Source organism: Cryobacterium sp. Y62 (assembly GCF_002929785.1).
In the GTDB taxonomy this organism is placed as follows: domain Bacteria; phylum Actinomycetota; class Actinomycetes; order Actinomycetales; family Microbacteriaceae; genus Cryobacterium.
This window is the reverse complement of record NZ_PJJK01000117.1, coordinates 39,616-56,248: the sequence shown is the minus strand read 5'-3', so window position 1 is coordinate 56,248 and position 16,633 is coordinate 39,616. Positions and strand designations below refer to the sequence as shown.

General features: G+C 63.4%; 15 protein-coding genes. 9 read left to right on the top strand and 6 right to left on the bottom strand.

From position 1 onward, the window contains the following. Positions 1 to 37: 37 nt before the first annotated feature. The 5 genes from CXY71_RS16045 to CXY71_RS16025 form a co-directional block, all read right to left on the bottom strand. On the bottom strand, positions 38 to 898 hold the full coding sequence (locus CXY71_RS16045; RefSeq protein ID WP_104137595.1) for a sugar phosphate isomerase/epimerase: 861 nt from the start codon (positions 896 to 898) through the stop codon (positions 38 to 40). Next, positions 895 to 2,055, bottom strand: coding sequence for a dihydrodipicolinate synthase family protein (locus CXY71_RS16040; RefSeq protein ID WP_104137592.1), 1,161 nt, complete (start codon positions 2,053 to 2,055; stop codon positions 895 to 897). The genes CXY71_RS16045 and CXY71_RS16040 overlap by 4 nt, the downstream gene beginning before the upstream one ends. Next, on the bottom strand, positions 2,052 to 3,206 hold the full coding sequence (locus tag CXY71_RS16035) for a Gfo/Idh/MocA family protein (protein WP_104137911.1): 1,155 nt from the start codon (positions 3,204 to 3,206) through the stop codon (positions 2,052 to 2,054). Before CXY71_RS16035 ends, CXY71_RS16040 begins: the two co-directional genes overlap by 4 nt. Before the next feature lie 277 nt (positions 3,207 to 3,483). Beyond that, positions 3,484 to 4,842: a polysaccharide lyase family 1 protein gene (locus CXY71_RS16030; RefSeq protein WP_104137588.1), complete on the bottom strand. Its 1,359-nt coding sequence runs from the start codon at positions 4,840 to 4,842 to the stop codon at positions 3,484 to 3,486. A 110-nt stretch (positions 4,843 to 4,952) separates the two neighbouring features. Continuing rightward, on the bottom strand, positions 4,953 to 5,993 hold the full coding sequence (locus CXY71_RS16025) for a LacI family DNA-binding transcriptional regulator (protein ID WP_104137586.1): 1,041 nt from the start codon (positions 5,991 to 5,993) through the stop codon (positions 4,953 to 4,955). A gap of 310 nt (positions 5,994 to 6,303) precedes the next feature. Here CXY71_RS16025 and CXY71_RS16020 point away from each other — a divergent pair, with 310 nt between their 5' ends. From CXY71_RS16020 to CXY71_RS15980, 9 genes are all read left to right on the top strand, one after another. Further along, entirely contained in the window at positions 6,304 to 7,236 is a 933-nt protein-coding gene (locus CXY71_RS16020; RefSeq protein WP_104137583.1) for a carbohydrate ABC transporter permease, read from the top strand. Further along, entirely contained in the window at positions 7,229 to 8,167 is a 939-nt protein-coding gene (locus CXY71_RS16015; RefSeq protein WP_104137580.1) for a carbohydrate ABC transporter permease, read from the top strand. The genes CXY71_RS16020 and CXY71_RS16015 overlap by 8 nt, the downstream gene beginning before the upstream one ends. A gap of 19 nt (positions 8,168 to 8,186) precedes the next feature. Next, on the top strand, positions 8,187 to 9,509 hold the full coding sequence (locus CXY71_RS16010; protein ID WP_104137577.1) for an ABC transporter substrate-binding protein: 1,323 nt from the start codon (positions 8,187 to 8,189) through the stop codon (positions 9,507 to 9,509). A gap of 37 nt (positions 9,510 to 9,546) precedes the next feature. Then, entirely contained in the window at positions 9,547 to 10,866 is a 1,320-nt protein-coding gene (locus CXY71_RS16005; RefSeq protein WP_233204676.1) for an ABC transporter substrate-binding protein, read from the top strand. Between the two features lie 43 nt (positions 10,867 to 10,909). Next, positions 10,910 to 12,253, top strand: coding sequence for a Gfo/Idh/MocA family protein (locus CXY71_RS16000; RefSeq protein WP_104137571.1), 1,344 nt, complete (start codon positions 10,910 to 10,912; stop codon positions 12,251 to 12,253). Continuing rightward, positions 12,246 to 13,169, top strand: a complete 924-nt coding sequence (locus CXY71_RS15995; protein ID WP_104137568.1) for a PmoA family protein — start codon at positions 12,246 to 12,248, stop codon at positions 13,167 to 13,169. The genes CXY71_RS16000 and CXY71_RS15995 overlap by 8 nt, the downstream gene beginning before the upstream one ends. Beyond that, positions 13,162 to 14,313 (top strand): Gfo/Idh/MocA family protein, encoded by a 1,152-nt coding sequence (locus CXY71_RS15990; RefSeq protein ID WP_104137565.1) that lies wholly within the window; start codon positions 13,162 to 13,164, stop codon positions 14,311 to 14,313. Before CXY71_RS15995 ends, CXY71_RS15990 begins: the two co-directional genes overlap by 8 nt. A gap of 99 nt (positions 14,314 to 14,412) precedes the next feature. Continuing rightward, entirely contained in the window at positions 14,413 to 15,264 is an 852-nt protein-coding gene (locus CXY71_RS15985) for a sugar phosphate isomerase/epimerase (RefSeq protein WP_104137562.1), read from the top strand. Then, positions 15,261 to 16,418: a Gfo/Idh/MocA family protein gene (locus CXY71_RS15980; RefSeq protein WP_104137558.1), complete on the top strand. Its 1,158-nt coding sequence runs from the start codon at positions 15,261 to 15,263 to the stop codon at positions 16,416 to 16,418. Before CXY71_RS15985 ends, CXY71_RS15980 begins: the two co-directional genes overlap by 4 nt. Here the strand turns inward: CXY71_RS15980 and CXY71_RS20765 are convergent. Further along, positions 16,357 to 16,620: a hypothetical protein gene (locus tag CXY71_RS20765; protein ID WP_146071788.1), complete on the bottom strand. Its 264-nt coding sequence runs from the start codon at positions 16,618 to 16,620 to the stop codon at positions 16,357 to 16,359. The genes CXY71_RS15980 and CXY71_RS20765 overlap by 62 nt on opposite strands. Positions 16,621 to 16,633: the final 13 nt, after the last annotated feature.

The window sequence follows — 16,633 nt, the reverse complement described above, 5'->3', positions numbered from 1 at the left end:
TTCGGGCGGGTCGGGTCGGCGCGAACTGAGCCTACCGTCACCGTTTCAGGTGCACGCCAACGTTCGCACCGAACGATGCAATGGTTCGGGTGATAACGTCTGCAGCGGGGGAATCCCAGATACCTTGGTTGAAGATTTCCACCTCGATGTCGCCCCTGTAGCCGGCAGCAAGCACGGCGCGGGTGATCGGCTCGAAGTCGATCACTCCGTCGCCGGGGAATTGGCGCGCGAGCAGCACGTCGGCGGGCAGTGGGGTGGCCCAGTCGCAGACCTGATAGCTCGCGATGTAGCCGCCGGCCCCGGCACGCGCGATCTGGGCGAAGAGCTGCGGGTCCCACCAGACGTGGAAGGTGTCGACGACGACACCCACGGCATCCGCTCCGAACTGCTCGGCCATGTCGAGCGCCTGCCCGAGCGTGGAGATAACGGCGCGATCGGAGGCATACATCGGGTGCAGGGGCTCGATGGCGAGGGTGACCCCGGCAGCGCGTGCGTCGGGGGCGAGCTCGCCGAGGGCATCGCGCACGCGTTCTCGGGCTCCAGCGATGTCGCGGGAGCCCTCCGGCAACCCGCCGGCTACGAGCACGAGTGTTGGGGCGCCGAGGGCTGCGGCCTCGGCCAGGGCTCGGCGGTTGTCGTCGATGGCGGCTCGGCGTGCAGGACCTTCCGGCATGGTGAAGAACCCGCCGCGGCAGAGGCTCGATACGCGCAGGCCAGCGTCCGTCACGAGGCGAACGGCCTCGTCGAGACCAGCCTTGGCCACAGGCTCGCGCCAGAGGCCGATGCTCTCCGCGCCGGCCTCGCTGCTGAGGTTCACGGCCTCGGCTAGCGAGGCGTATCTGATGGTGGCCTGATTGAGGGAGAATCGGGGGTGAGGGGACGCGATCACGAGATTCATGCGTCGATTCCGTTCAGGGTCAGCATGCCGCGCCAGCGGGCGGCAGCGAGTTCGGGGCGTTCCAGGGCGCCGGAGTCGTTGGCGAGGCGCACGATTTCGGACAGGTGCGGCAGGCTGCGCGTGGCGTGCAGACCACCGACCATGCTGAAAGCGGCCTGGTGGCCGTTCAGCCAGGACAAAAAAGCCACGCCGGTCTTGTAATAGAAGGTCGGTGCCGCGAAAATCTGCCGGGACAGCTCCTCGGTCGGGCCGAGGATGCGGGCGTATTCGGCGGGGTCGTTCGCATCGAGCGCCTGGATGGCGGCCGACGCGTTCGGGGCGACCGCAGCGAAGGCGCCGAGCAGGGCATCGGAATGGACAGTGCCATCGCCGGCAATCAGGCCAACGTAGTTGAAGTCGTCGCCGGTGAACATGCGTGCCGACTCGGGCAGCCGTGAGCGGACGGCGATCTCGGCGTCGGCGTCGAGCAGGCTCATCTTGATTCCCGCCACGTGTTCCCGGTTTTCCTCGATGATGTTGACCATGGTGTCGGAGGCCACGGCGCTGTCGGTCGAACCGAAATACGTGGCGAGCAGCGGATCGAAAGCCGCGCCGAGCCAGTGCAGGGTGACGGGCGTGCTCGCCGCCGTCAGTACCTCGCGATACACGCGGCGATAGTCGTCAGCGGATGTTGCGGCGCGGGCCAGGTGGCGGCTGGCCATCAAGACCACGCCGGCACCGGCATCCTCTGTGAAGTGCAGCTGCTGCTTGTACGCGTCGATGACCGCGTCGATGGAGATTTGCTCTTCCTCCACGTGGTCGGTGTTGACGCCGACCACGAGCTTGCCGCCCACCGAACGGGCCTCGGTGGCGCTGCGCGTGATCAGTTCACGGGTCGCGGCCGGATCGAGACCCATGTTGCGTTGCGCGGTGTCCATGGCGTCGGCGACGCCGAGGCCCCACGACCAGACATGGTGACGAAACGCCAGGGTGGCGTCCCAATCGATGTCGGCGGGGGAGCCAGGAACGTTGTCGGCCCAGTTCTGTGGAATGACATGGGCGGCGGCGTAAGCCACGCGCGAGGTGAGCGGCGCTCGCGGTTTCGCAAACGCGAGGGACGGATGCAGCGGTGTGCGCCGGGTGGTCCCCTGCCTGTCGAGCAAAACGACCTCGGTCATGACTGGACGAGGCTCGCTGCGACGACGGGCAGGGTGACGAGCGGCAGATCGATGCGGCGACCGGTCGCGGAACTCACCAGACCCTGCTCGGCGAGCTGCACGCCGCGGGCGCCGGAGAGCAGGTCGAATTCGTTGGGGCCGTCCTCGACAACGTAGCGGATGAATTGCTCCCACTGGGTCTTGAAGCCGTTCTCAAAGACGTCGTTGTCTGGCACCTCGAGCCAGTCGGTCGAGTAGTCGTGGGTTTCGGCGAGGTCGGGGTTCCACACCGGCTTGGGAGTGGCGTTGCGCGGCTGGATTTTGCAGCCGAACAGGCCAACGACGGCGCTGCCGAGCGTGCCATCGACCTGAAATTCGACGAGCTCGTCGCGGTTGACGCGCACGGTCCAACTCGAGTTGAGCTGGGCGACGATGCCGCCCTCGATTTCGAAGATGGCATACGCGGAGTCGTCGCTCGTGGCCTCGTAGGGGTCGCCGCTCTCGTCGATACGCAGCGGAATATGAGTGGATGCCTGCGTATAGACCGACTCGACGCGGCCGAACAGGTTTTCCAGCACGTAGTTCCAGTGCGGGAACATGTCCACGATGATTCCGCCGCCGTCTTGTTTGCGGTAGTTCCAGCTGGGCCGCTGGGACGGCTGCCAGTCGCCCTCAAACACCCAATAGCCGAATTCGCCACGCACGCTCAGAATGCGGCCGAAGTAGCCGGAGTCGATGAGGCGCTTGAGTTTCTGCAGGCCGGGCAGGTAGAGCTTGTCGTGCACGACGCCGTTCTTCACTCCGGCGGCCTGGGCGAGGGCAGCCAATTCGAGGGCCTCTTCAAAGGTCTCGGCGGTGGGTTTTTCGGTGTAAATCGCCTTGCCGGCCGCGATGGCCCGGCGGAGTGCGGAGGCTCGGGCTTTGGTCACCAAAAAGTCGGCGTAGATCTGCCAGCGCGGGTCGACGAGGGCCTCGTCGAGGTTGGTGGTGTAGTGCTCGATGCCGTGTTTGGCGGCGAGCTCTTTGAGGGTCTTCTCGTTGCGCCCCACCAGGATCGGCTCGACCTGCACTCGGTCGCCACTCTCCAGCAGCACGCCGCCTTGCTCGCGGATGGCGAGGATTGAGCGCACAAGGTGCTGGCGATAGCCCATGCGCCCGGTGGCGCCGTTCATGATGATGCCGATTGTCGTCTCTGACACGGGAAAGCTCTTTCTTTTGGGGAGTGTACGGGGCCGAGAAGGTTTGCTCTGCCGCACTCTTGAGTGGGAAAGCGATTACCCATACTCTAGAGCGTGGTTGTGATTGCCGCAATGTGGAGAGGAGCCTGCGGGTAATCGAGAACGTAGTTTTCGAAGGTACTGCAACCCTGTGGGGGGTCGCAGTCGTGATTCTTCAGGGAAGTCACGGCCGCGACCCGTCCATCGGCCGACAAATTCCGGCGAGTGAAAATTACTGGAGGGTGCCGGAGCCAGCGTTCTTCAGGACCCGCTGCGGAACGGTCTGGGTGGGCTCGATGCGCTCGTGATGCGTGGCGTCCCAAGTGACCGAGTCGCCCAGAATGGTGTCAGCGTCGGCGTTGTATGCGGCGAGCAGGTCGACCTGGTGGTGCAGTGACGCACCATTCACGAAGGAGCCGCTTTCTTCGAGCATGGTGCCGCCCCAATTATGGATGACAGCGGATGCATCTATCCCATCTCCGAGTTCAAAAAAGTTGTTCTCGGCCAGAATTTCAGACTCCTTGCCGGCGCCCCAGCCGTACTGGTAGTAGCCGCCCTCGTTTGTTTCGTTGTAGTAGTTGTTGTAGATGTGCACCTGGCCGAAGCGCACTCGGGGCGTGCGCTGGCCGGTGTTTTCAAAGAGGTTGTGGTGCAGGGTGACCCGTAGTGCCCCGCGGTCGGTCGTTCGGCTGTCGGAGCTTCCGATCAGCATGACCTTGTCGTGGTCGGTGAAAGTGTTCCAGGACAACGTAACGAGGTCGGATCCGTTGGTGATGTCGAGCAGGCCGTCGTGCGCCTCGTACTTCTTGCCGAAGTAGGTCGGCAGGAATTCTGGAAGGTGTTCGCCGTCATTGAGGGAGACATGGTCGATCCACACATGGGTCGACTCCAGGATGGAGATGTTGTCGAATTCCGAGTTCCAATTTCCGCCAGAGTCGTTCGGGTCCCACGCTGGAAAGCAGTCGTAGGCATCCGCTATTTCCAGATTGCGCACGATGACGTTGTCGGAACCGCGGATGGTCATTGAAGCGTTCACGATGCCCGAGGTGTCTCCAACGCCCACGAGGGTGACGTTACTGCCGATGTACTGGCGCACCTGGTCGTCCTGGACACCGTTGGATCGGTCCCTGGCCTCTTCGAGCGGCCCCATCGGGTCATTGGCGCCCCATCTGGTCGGGTCGTACTGGTCGAGGTAGGCATCGAGGCTGTAGGCGGGGTCGGAGTAGTCGGCGCACGTGAGTAGCGTGCCGTCGGCCGCTTCGTTGGCGTTTACCGTGCCGTCGAGGTAGACGATGCGAGGCGTCGTGTCGCCGCGTGCGTCGTTGCCACCGAGAGCCTCGCGCAGGCCCTGCCAGGTGCTTACTCGGTAGACATTTTCTGCGGTGGCGGCGGAGCCTCCTGTTGTTCCGCCTTCGGCGGAGGCCCAGCCGTCGTTCGCACCCAGGACCTGCTGGCCGAGGTCATGGTGCGCGGCGGCGGGTGCTGGTGCGCGGTCGCCCGGCTCTTCTGACGGTCCGGCGTAGGTCGGGCCAGTGATCGATACGGCGGTCAAACCGACCGCGAGTAATGCTGTTATTCCTGCCTTATGCATCTGTAACAAGCTCCTCTTCGTTGAGAAAACGCTTTCTGAGAAAGCGTTTTCCCGAGCCTAGAAGTGCTAGCGGAGGATGTCAAGAGACGAGGGTGGTGCGCCGGCCGTCGTCAGATCGCGGGCGAGCTTTCGCGCAGAACGACCGTCGTGCCCACGGTGACGACGTCGTTAGCCGGCGAATCTGACTCGGAAAAGGCAAGCTCGACGGCGCGGGAGCCCAGTTCCTCCAAGGGGACGCGAACGGTGGTCAGTGCTGGCGTGACGTCTCGTGCAGTGGAGATGTCGTCAAATCCAGCCACTGCGATTGATTCAGGAACGGCCAAACCGCCGTCCCGAAAAGCTGACATCGCCCCGATAGCCATAACATCGTTTACGGCGAAGACCAACTGAACGCCTGTGATTCCGGTGGCCAGAAGGTGCTGGCCCGCAGTGTAGCCGCCGTCGCGCGTGAACTCGGCCCTGGCGACGTGGTTGGGGTGAATGGCAATTCCGTGTTCGGCGAGGCCGTCGGCAAATCCCGACAACCGATCGGTCGATGTCATGAGGGCGCGCGCCCCACCGATGGCAGCGAATCGGCGATATCCCTGCTCAACGAGGCTGTTGGCCAACGCTCGAGCGCCCAGGTAGTTGTCGACGACGACGGTACTGAAGGGCAGTTCGCGCTGACTGATCAACACGACGCGCCCACCCGTGTTGATGAATGCCTGCAATTCCGCGACCAGAGCATCGTGCGCAGGCGGCCCCTCCAGTCGGCTGCCGGTCAAAATGATCACCTGAGGACGTTGCCCGCGCAAGGCTCGCACCAACTCCAGTTCCCGTACGCTGCTGCGTGCCGTTGCCGCCATGGTGACGATGAGGCCCTTCGCCTCCGCGGCGCGGATCACCCCCGCAGCGATGGAGGAAAAGTAGGGGTCCGCAATGTCGCTGACCAGGAGGGCAACGGTGGAAGAAGCACCCTTTGCCACGGCCTGTGCGGAAAGGTTGGGACTGTAGTTCAGGCGCGCTGCGGCCTCGAGCACGCGCTGCCGGTAATCGTCGTGCACTTTGCGCACGCTGCCGTTGAGAGAGCGGGATGCTGTCGCGAGAGACACGCCAGCCTCGCGAGCGACGTCCTGCAGTGTGGCGGGTGATGCGCTGGGTCGACTATTCATTGGTTCGTCCTCCGGTCTCCCCCGCAGCGTGCGGATGTTATGGAAAGCCTATTCCGAAATTGTCGCGCGGCTCGCTAGCCTTGGCCAACTCGGTAGGGAGAATTATTGCCCGTTCTGCGAGAAAAATGGGCCGGGGTTCGGCAATTTGTTTGCGCCAAGCGGGAACTGATGATAAACAAGTAGCAGGAGACGGATAACGCTTTCCCAATTCGGACATCAAAGACGATTGCCAAGGAGGTGCGCCGGTGCATCGCATTACGACCCACGACATCCGCGGGTACACACAACGGCTTTCCCGAGGAAGCTCCGCATGAGCGCCCTGGGTGAGCTGCGCACGATCGGCCACAGGAAGGTCGCTGGTAGTTCGAAGGAGAAGAACGAGAACAAGGCTGCGTACCTGTTTCTGCTGCCCTGGTTTCTAGGACTCGCGATTATCACTGTGGGTCCCATGCTCGCCTCGCTTTATCTCTCCTTCACCAAATACAACTTGTTGCAGCCGCCGGAAATCATCGGCTTCGGCAATTTCGAGCGGATGCTGGGAGACGAACGACTCCATAACTCCCTCGGCGTCACGTTCGTCTATGTGTTCGTTTCAGTGCCCGTGCAGCTGGGGCTGGCCCTGGCGCTTGCCGTCGTCCTGAACCGTGGTCTTCGAGGTCTGTCGTTCTATCGTTCCGTGTTCTACCTGCCGTCACTGCTCGGCTCCAGCGTGGCAATTGCCGTGCTCTGGAAACAGGTATTCGGTACGCAAGGACTCGTGAACGTGTTCATCGGGCTCTTTGGGGCAGAGGGGCACGGGTGGATCTCCGACCCGTCCACGGCGCTGTCTACTCTGATCATCCTCAACGTTTGGACTTTCGGAGCACCGATGGTCATCTTCCTCGCCGGTCTGCGCCAAGTGCCGCAAATGTACCTTGAGGCCGCTGAGGTCGACGGCGCGAGCAAATGGCAGCGATTCCTTCGGATCACCTTGCCGCTGCTCACGCCCATCATCTTTTTCAATCTCGTCCTGCAGATTATCCACGCGTTCCAATCATTCACGCAGGCGTTCATCATTTCCGGGGGTAACGGCGGCCCCGCTGATTCGACGCTCTTCTACACCCTGTACCTCTATAACAGGGGATTCGCGAATTTCGACATGGGTTACGCCTCGGCGATGGCCTGGTTCCTGCTCCTGATCATCGGTGTGTTCACCGCGATCAATTTTTGGGCCTCAAAGTATTGGGTGTTCTACGATGACTGACACACAGACCCGTCCCGCTGCAGACCAGGCCAAGCATCTCCCGGACGTTCGCTCGGGGCCAGTTGCCCGCGGCAATCGGAAGGCGCTCAAGCGGGCGAGCGGCCGAAGCACCCGCAAGGCGGTGCTCAAGCACATCATGCTCACGCTGACCGGTCTAGTCATGCTCTATCCGGTGCTGTGGCTGGTGGTCAGTTCCCTGCGACCGACCGACGAGATCTTCCGCAATCCGGGCCTCGTGATCAGCAACCTCGAGTTCAGCAACTATTCCGACGGCTGGACGACACTCTCGAGCCCGTTCAGCGTCTTCCTACTGAATTCCACCCTAGTCGTGGTGGGCTGCATCGTGGGAAATCTGGTCTCGTGCTCGATGGCGGCGTACGCCTTCGCCCGGCTGAAATTCTCCGGTAAGCGGGGGTGGTTCGTCGTGATGCTCACCACGATCATGCTTCCGATTCACGTGATTATCGTGCCGCAGTACATCATGTTCAGCCAGCTGGGCTGGGTAAATACCTTCATCCCGCTAATTCTGCCGAAAATCCTGGCGACGGACGCATTCTTTGTCTTTCTGATGGTGCAGTTCATTCGAGGCATCCCTCGAGAACTCGATGAGGCGGCACGATTGGATGGCTGTGGGCATCCGCGTATCTTTGCGCAGATCATGCTGCCGCTCATGACGCCGGCGTTGGCCACAACGGCTATCTTCACCTTCATCTGGACCTGGAACGACTTCTTCAGCCAGCTTCTGTATCTGACGAAACCGGAGATGTACACCGTTCCGCTCGCGCTGCGCGCGTTCATGGACGCGACGTCGGCCACGTCCTGGGGTCCGCTCTTCGCGATGAGCGTGGTGTCGCTAATTCCCATCTTCCTGATCTTCCTGTTTGGCCAGCGATTCCTGATTGCCGGTATTTCAACAACCGGGGGCAAGTAATCCCATGAAAGGAAACACAATGAGAGGCACTCGAGTCGGACGCAAGGCGACCGGTCTGATAGGGATCGCCGCTGCGGCAGCATTGGCGCTGTCCGCCTGCGCAGGCGGAGGGAGCACGCCACCCACGGCCGAGCTTTCCGAAGACCCAGTCACCCTCCGCTTCACGTGGTGGGGCAACGATGTGCGCACGGCTGCGACTGAAGACGTCATCGCGGCTTTCGAAGCGGAGTATCCCAACATCACCATTCAGCCGCAGTTCACCGACTTCGGCGGGTACTGGGACAAGCTGGCGACAGAGACGGCCGCTAACGATTCCCCGGACATCATCCAGATGGACGAAAAGTACATTAGCACCTACGGGGGGCGCGGCGCACTCCTCGCCCTGAACGAACTTGGCGATGCCATCGACCTGTCCGAATTTCCCGACTCGGCAATTTCCACAGGAACGATGGATGGGGCCCTGTACGGCATTCCCGTCGGCCTCACGAGTTACTCCATGATGGCGAACCCGGTGTTATTGGCGGCCGCCGGTGTGGCGATGCCCGACGACGAGTCGTGGACCTGGGATGACCTCTCTGAGGCCGGCGCTGCTGTGTCAGCATCGGGTGGCGGAAACGTGTTCGGAGTGCAGTCCTGGGGATTCAGCGACGGCGACCTGAAGAACTTCGCACGACAGCACGGCGAAGACCTCTACAACGATGAAGGCGAGGTCAGCGTCTCGGTCGAAACTTTGACGGAGTGGTGGACGTACTTAAAGGGCATGACGACATCGGGCGTGACGCCGCCGCCGTCGAGCACGGTTGAAAAGCAGAACGCTGGTCTCGCCGAGTCTTTCACGGCAACGAACACCGCAGCCTTCGGTCCGTGGTGGAACAGCCAGCTCACGGCTCTGACGGATGCCAGCGGGACGCCCATGGAACTCCTGCGCATTCCGACAACGGCCGATGCGGAAGAGGGATCGGCATACTACAAGCCGTCCATGTACTGGTCGGTGTCGAGCCGCACGGAGTACCCAGCCGAGGCGGCATTGTTCCTCGACTACATGCTGAACACCGAGGAAGCAGCCGACCTTCTGGGCACTGACCGCGGCGTGTCGGCGAACGAGAAGATCCGCGCCTACATTGAGCCGAACCTCTCCGAAACCGACAAAGCCGTCGTGGCGTTCCTCGACGACCTGGCCGACGTCGTCGGAGACGCACCGGCGCTGACCCCGCCCGGCGGAAGCGCAGTCGACTCCTTGCTCAAGCAGTACACCGAGCAGGTCCTGTTCGGTCAGGCAACTCCCGCCCAGGCGGCCGAGGGCTTCATTAAGGATCTGTCAGCGTCCATCGCAGCTGCCTAGCAACAACCGCTCCCGATTCGCATTGAAAGGTTTCACCTTGAGAGTCAACCGTTGTACCGCGAAGACCACCGTGTTCGTCGCCCTCGCCGCCACAACTGCCCTGCTGCTGTCGGCGTGCGCCAGCAGCGGAGTCGGGTCTGACGCAGCGACGCTGTCGGATGAGCCGGTCACACTGAGCTTCACTTGGTGGGGCAATGACCTGCGTACCGCAGCAACAAATGAGGTAATCGCGGCCTTTGAAGCGGAATGCCCCAACATCACTATCGAGGGCCAGCTCAGTGACTGGGCAGGATACTGGGACAAACTCGCGACCGCTACAGCCGCGAACGACACGCCGGACATTATGCAGATGGATGAGAAGTACATCGCGACCTACGGGGAACGCGGCGCGCTTCTCGACTTGGACACCACGGGCGACGCGATTGACCTGTCGGAGTTTCCGGAGTCTGCCCTCGCAACTGGGGAGATCGACGGCGGGCGCTATGGCATCCCGACTGCACTCAACAGCCAGGCCATCATGGTGAATCCTGACCTATTCGAACAGGCCGGTGTCCCTCTGCCGGACGATGAAAATTGGACCTGGGACGACTTCAAACAGCTTGGCGCCCAAATCTCAGCGGGCGGCGGTGGAGATGTTTTCGGAGTGCAGACCTGGGGCTTCGAGGACGGGAGCCTGCGCACCTGGGCGCGCCAGGCCGGAGACTCGCTCTACACGGACGGTGAAGTTTCCATTAAGACGGAAGCCGTACAGGACTGGTACGAGTACATGCTCGCCATGGTCGACGAAGGTGTCATGCCTCCGGCTTCAACTGTCGTAGAGAAGCTCACTGCGGGTCAGGCCGAATCGATGACGGCGACCAATCGCGCAGGCATGGGCACATGGTGGAATAGCCAATTGACCGCCCTCGCGGATTCGAGCGGCGCGCCGCTTCAGATCATGCGCGTGCCGACACCGGATGGCGGCGCCGACGGTTCCGCATATTACAAGACGAGCATGTTCTGGTCGGTGTCGAGCCGCACCGAACATCCCGCCGAAGCTGCGCTCTTTCTTGACTACCTCGCCAACAGCGAAACCGCGGGAGACATCATGCTCACCGAGCGTGGCGTACCGGCCAATGAGAAGATCCGGGAGCACATCAAGGCGAATCTCTCCCCGAACGACGTTGCCGTGGTGGAGTTCTTAGACAATCTGGCCGACGACATCGGTGAGGTTGAATCCGTCACTCCCGCCGGGGCCAGCGCCATGGAGGGATTGCTATCGCCATTCACCGAACAGGTTCTGTTCGGGCAGGCCACCCCCGCCCAGGCCGCCGAAGGCTTCGTCGCAGCTCTCAAGAGTGCGGTCGCTGCCGGATAGTCCGGGTTCGACCAATCCTGATCGATACCCAAGGAAGAAGCACATGCCTCACGCAGCACGCACCGAACGATACGGCCTCATCGGAACCGGCCACCGCGCCCAGATGTACATTGATGCGCTCGCCGGCACTCATTCCCTGGCTGGCCAGCTCGTGGCCTGGAGTGACACGAACTCGGTGCGCGTCGACTATTACGAGGAGCGGCTGCGTGCGGCTGGGCATCCGCTGCCCACTCGATATGGTGCCGACGAGATCGAGCGGATGATTTCCCACGAGAAACTCGACCGGGTCATTGTCACGACGCCCGACTTCACCCACGCCGAGATCGTCTCGCGGTGTCTCCTGGCCGGTGTCGACGTGGTCGTCGAGAAACCGCTCACGATCAACGCGGTCGGCGTTCGCCAGATCGAGTCCGCGCTCGCCGAGAGCGGCCAGCAGGTACTGACGACGTTCAACTATCGCTACAGCCCACGTAACAGCGCACTGAAAGAGGTCATCGCGGGAGGGCGGATCGGCGACGTCACGTCGGTGCACTTCGAATGGGTGCTCGACACCGTGCACGGCGCTGACTATTTCCGTCGCTGGCACCGGGACAAGACCAAATCGGGCGGCCTGCTCATCCACAAGGCGAGCCATCATTTCGATCTGGTGAACTGGTGGATCGCGGCCGTCCCTACCCGCGTCTACGCGAGCGGCGGGCTGCGGTTCTACGGTGCGGATAATGCCGCGGCGCGAGGGCTGGCGGCGTCACCCGAGCGCGGCACCGGGCATGCCGAGCACGACCCGTTCGCCCTCGACCTGACCCGAGACGAGCGGCTCAAGGCGCTCTACCTCGACGCCGAACATGTGGACGGGTACCTGCGCGACCGTTCTGTCTTCGACAGCGGAATCACGATCGAAGACAACCTCGCCCTCGTGGTTGATTATGACTCGGGGGCGACCATGAGTTACTCGCTCAATGCCCACAGCCCCTGGGAGGGGTATCGGGTCGTCGTCAACGGTACTCAGGGGCGGGCCGAGCTTTCGGTGGTCGAACGCGGCGCGGCCCTGATCGATGCGGATGGTGCCGTGATTCTCGATCCGAGCGCGCAGCCGGGTGCGAGCATTGACAACGATGTGCGTCCGGCGTCTGAGACGCTGACGGTGCAGCGGCACTGGGAATCGGCCGTCATCGTGCCCATCCCCGAGGGTGCCGGCGCTCACGGTGGGGGTGACGAACAGATGCTCTCCGACGTGTTTGGCCGGGTTACGAGCGACGCCCTCGACCGACCGGCCGGCTTTCTCGATGGAGTACGCGCGGTGTCGGTGGGAATCGCAGGCAACAAGTCCCTTGAGACCGGCCTGCCCGTGAGCATTCAGGAACTTGAATTCGGTCGAGTCCTTGTCTAACACGCAGGCAACGGACGCCCAGACTCGCGACGCTGCCGCTCCGGCACCCCTCTGGTCACTCGAGCTCGGCGGGCACTGCCTCAGCCTCCTCGGCCGGCCCGTCGCTGAATACCGAACCGCCGCCGGGATGGCACCGCAAGATTCACCTCGCCCGTTCCTTCACCCGGTCGGTACGTTAGGTGGCCGTCTGATGTCCGAGACGGCCCCTGCAGATCATCGACACCACTTCGGCGTCTCCCTCGCGGTGCCCGACGTGGATGGAACGTCGTACTGGGGCGGAAGCACTTTCGTGCGCGACCACGGGTCGACTCTGCTCGCGAACCACGGAAAGCAAGAGGGTCTGTCCCGCGCCGCAGTCGGCGGGGTGCTGACGGAGGAGCTGCTCTGGCGCAATGAACGAGGAGGTCGACAGCTCACCGAATCACGAACGATTGACGCGCGACTGCTCCCGTGCGGCGACGCGTGGGCCCTCACCTGGACCAGTGTGCTGCGGGCCACGGAACGCACCGTCTCCCTCGGTTCACCGGCCACCAACGGCCGGCTCGGCGCCGGCTATGGCGGAATCTTCTGGCGACTGCCCACGCGCGAGCAGAACCACATCCTGAGCATCGACGGCGCCGGCGAAGACCGAGCACACCAATCCCAGTCACCCTGGATCGCCATCAACCAGAATGATGCCGGGCAGCGAATCGGCCTGCTGCTGAGCCAGCCGGCGACAACAATTCGGCCCTGGTTTCTGCGAGCCACCGAATATGTGGGCGGCGGCCCCATGCTCGCGCCAAACGAGCGCCTGGTGATTGAGTACGGCGGCGCCCTGACCACGAGCCTGCGCGGCATCGTGCTCGATCGATGGGTCGAAGATGAATCGGATGCCGCGGCGTTGCTGGCCTTGGCGAAGAGCGGCGCGCATGAGTGAGCCAGGCAGCACCAATCCCGTGCGTCTGGCGATCGTGGGCATTCATGGCCACGGCCACTCCCACGTGGTGCGTGCCCAACACCTGCAGGGCACGGGCGAGGCCGTGCTGGTCGCGGTCGCTGATCTGCGTCCGGCACAGCCCGGCACCTTCGACGCGAGCGTGCGCGAGTTCACCTCCCTCGCCGACCTTTTGGCCGAGGTCAGCGTTGATGTCGTCGTGCTCTGCACGCCCATCCACACCCACTTTGAGCTCACCGCACTCGCCCTCGAATCCGGTGCGGACGTTCTCCTCGAGAAACCACCCGTGCGCTCACTGCAGGAATTCAGCGAGCTCGCCGAGCTGATCCGCTCGACCGGCCGACTCTGCCAGGTTGGCTTTCAAAGCCTCGGCTCGCACGCGATAGCCGCCATTCGTGAGCGGATCGCGGCTGGCGAAATCGGCGAGGTCGTTGGCGTCAGCGCGAGCGGATGCTGGGTGCGAACCCGGGACTACTGGCGGCGCGCGGCCTGGGCCGGCAAGCGCGTGCTGAACGGCATCGAGGTCGTCGACGGAGTCGTGACCAACCCACTGGCCCATGCAGTGGCGACCGCCCTCGCGCTCGCTGGGGCGACTCGGGCCAGCCAGGTCGCATCCGTCGACCTCGACCAATACCGGGCCAATGACATCGACGCCGACGACACCTCCGTCGTGCGTATCCGCACCACGTCAGGACTACCTGTGACGCTCGCACTGACACTCTGTGCAGCCGAACGCTCCGAGCCTTCTGTGACGGTGCAGGGCACGGCGGGTCGCATCGTGTTTTACTATACGCTCGACCTGGTTCAGGTTTTCCTCGACGATCGCGACCCGACCACCACCGCGCATGACCGTGCGAGGCTGCTCGATGACCTCGTAGCGCACCGGCGAGGCGCCGGGGGATCGCTCGTTTGCGATTTCGCGGATACGGAAGGCTTCACCGTGGTGCTCGACGCCGTGCGTCGTGCGCCGGATCCGAAACGGATGCCGGAGGCATCCGTTGTCTGGGTCGGCGAGGGGGGCGACGCCCACGCTGTGGTGCGCGATATCGAACAGTGGGTGGGACGGGCCGGGAACGAGCACCGCACCTTCGCCGAGCTCGGCGCGCCCTGGACGACGAATCGTTGAAGAGTCGTGAGTGATTCAGCACGGCGGAGATCGTTGATGACTTGTTCGGCTGGCGTCCGCCTACCGTTTTTCTTGCTCAACCCAACATTTAAGTGAGGCTTGACCGTGACTGCAGAGACAACGCAGTGGACTCTTTCCGGATTCGGCGATGAGATCAGCCCGGATCCGGTCGTGCAAATCGCCGTGCTGCAGGCGCTTGGAGCCCGCCATATCGAGGTGCGGAGCGCCTGGGGCACCAACATCGTGGACCTGAGCGAGGCGGACCTTGCGCGCCTGGACACGATTCTGCGTGACAGCGGAATGGGCGTCTCGGCCATTGCGTCTCCCATCGGCAAAGTCGACGTGACCGAGCCCGTGGCCGTCGAGGTAGCTCGGCTGAAACGTGCCATCCGCGCCGCGCAGGTACTTGGCACCCGTTACATCCGCATCTTCTCCTTCTATCGTTCCAGGGGAGCCACGCCAGAATCCATCCGCGACGCCGTGATGGTGCATATGCGCGCCCTTGCGCACGAGGCAGAGAAGAGCGGGGTAATCCTGCTGCACGAAAACGAGAAGGACATCTTCGGTGACATTCCTGACCGGGTGCTCGATATCGTGCAAAGCGTGAACTCCCCGGCACTCCGGCTCGCGTGGGACGCCGCCAACTTCGTGCAGGTCGGCATCAAGCCGTTCACCGAGGGTTATGCCAAACTCCGGCCTTACCTCGAGTACCTGCAGGTGAAGGACGCCCGCATGGACGACCAGCGGGTCACCCCGGCTGGCGAGGGCGACGGCGAGGTCCAGCAGACGATCAATGCGCTTCGCGATGACGGCTTCCAGGGGTTCGCGTCCCTCGAACCGCACCTCGCCGACACTCACCAGCTCGGCGGATTTTCCGGACCGGTGGCGTTCGGCGTGGCCGGACGGGCCTTCGATCGAATACTGTTGGAAGCCGGAGTGGGCACAAAGTGAGCACGCCGATTCTGCGCGTGGCCATCGTGGGCTGCGGCGTCATCGGGCGACAACACGCCACCGTCGTCGCCGCCAATCCCGGCCTGGAACTCGTCGTCGTCGTCGATCCGCTGCCAATGGTGGGCACTGCACTCGCCGATTCGGCGCAGGTCGCCGGGCATCCGCGGCCAGAGGTCTACACCGATCTGGCTGCTGCCCTGGTGCACGAAACGATCGACCTCGTGGCCATCTGCACACCCAGCGGGCTGCATGCCACGCTCGCCGTGCAAGCCCTCGAGGCCGGCGCGCACGTTGTCATCGAGAAACCGATTGACGTCGACCTCGCCAGTGCCCGTGCTGTGATGAGTGCGGCGGATGCTGCCCGGTTGCGCGGTCAGGTCACCTCCGTGATCAGCCAGCACCGGTTCGACGCTGGCAGCGTAGCGGTATCGCGCGCCATCGAGAGCGGTCGGTTCGGCCGGGTCACATCGGCGGTGGCGTCGCTGGCGTGGTGGCGCGCCCAGGATTACTACGATTCAGGAGACTGGCGCGGAACCTGGGACCTCGACGGTGGTGGTGCCGTGATGAACCAGGGCGTGCACACCGTCGACCTGCTGCTGTGGTTTCTTGGCACGCCGGTCGAGGTACACGCCTACACCGCGCTCTCGGCGCACGAACGCATCGAAGTTGAGGACACTGCCGTGGCCACCGTGCGCTTCGAATCCGGTGCCCTCGCCGTCATCCACTGCACTACGGCCGCCTACCCGGGCCTCACCGCGAGGCTGCAGGTGCACGGCGATCGGGGTTCTGCCGTTCTTGACAACGATCGCCTCTCCTACTTTCATGCCGCAGGGGATCACCCGGAATCTGGCTCGTCGTATGGGCTGGCCGGGCGGGGCAACCAGGCCGCAGAGGAGGTAGGGGAGCGGGAGTCTGCCGAAAACACCAGTGGCGCCGATGATCTCCTGTCGGCTCACGAGCGCCAATACGCCGATGTAGTTACTGCCATCAGAAGTGGAGTGGACCCGGTCGTTGGCGTGCGGGAGGCGGCATCCGCTCTCGCCCTGGTTCGTGCCATCTACGTCTCGGCCACGGTGGGCCGCGCTGTAGATTTCACGGACGTACTGAACGGATCGTATGACGAACTTGTCGTGGCGACCGGCCCGACGCGCTAGTCGCCCAGGGCTGAGTTTCGGTGCGCACACGCTTCCCGGAGGCGATGGCGTGCTTGATCGCGAGCTGAAGGTAGTGATCTTGCGCGGCCTCGGCGAGACTATATATCTCGGGGCCACCGTTCACAAAGTCGCTCATGCCGGCGAGCAGGGCAGCGATCGAGAGCTCGTCGTCGGCCAGCCGGGCCGGGGTAAACTTGTTCACGTAGGCCCACTCG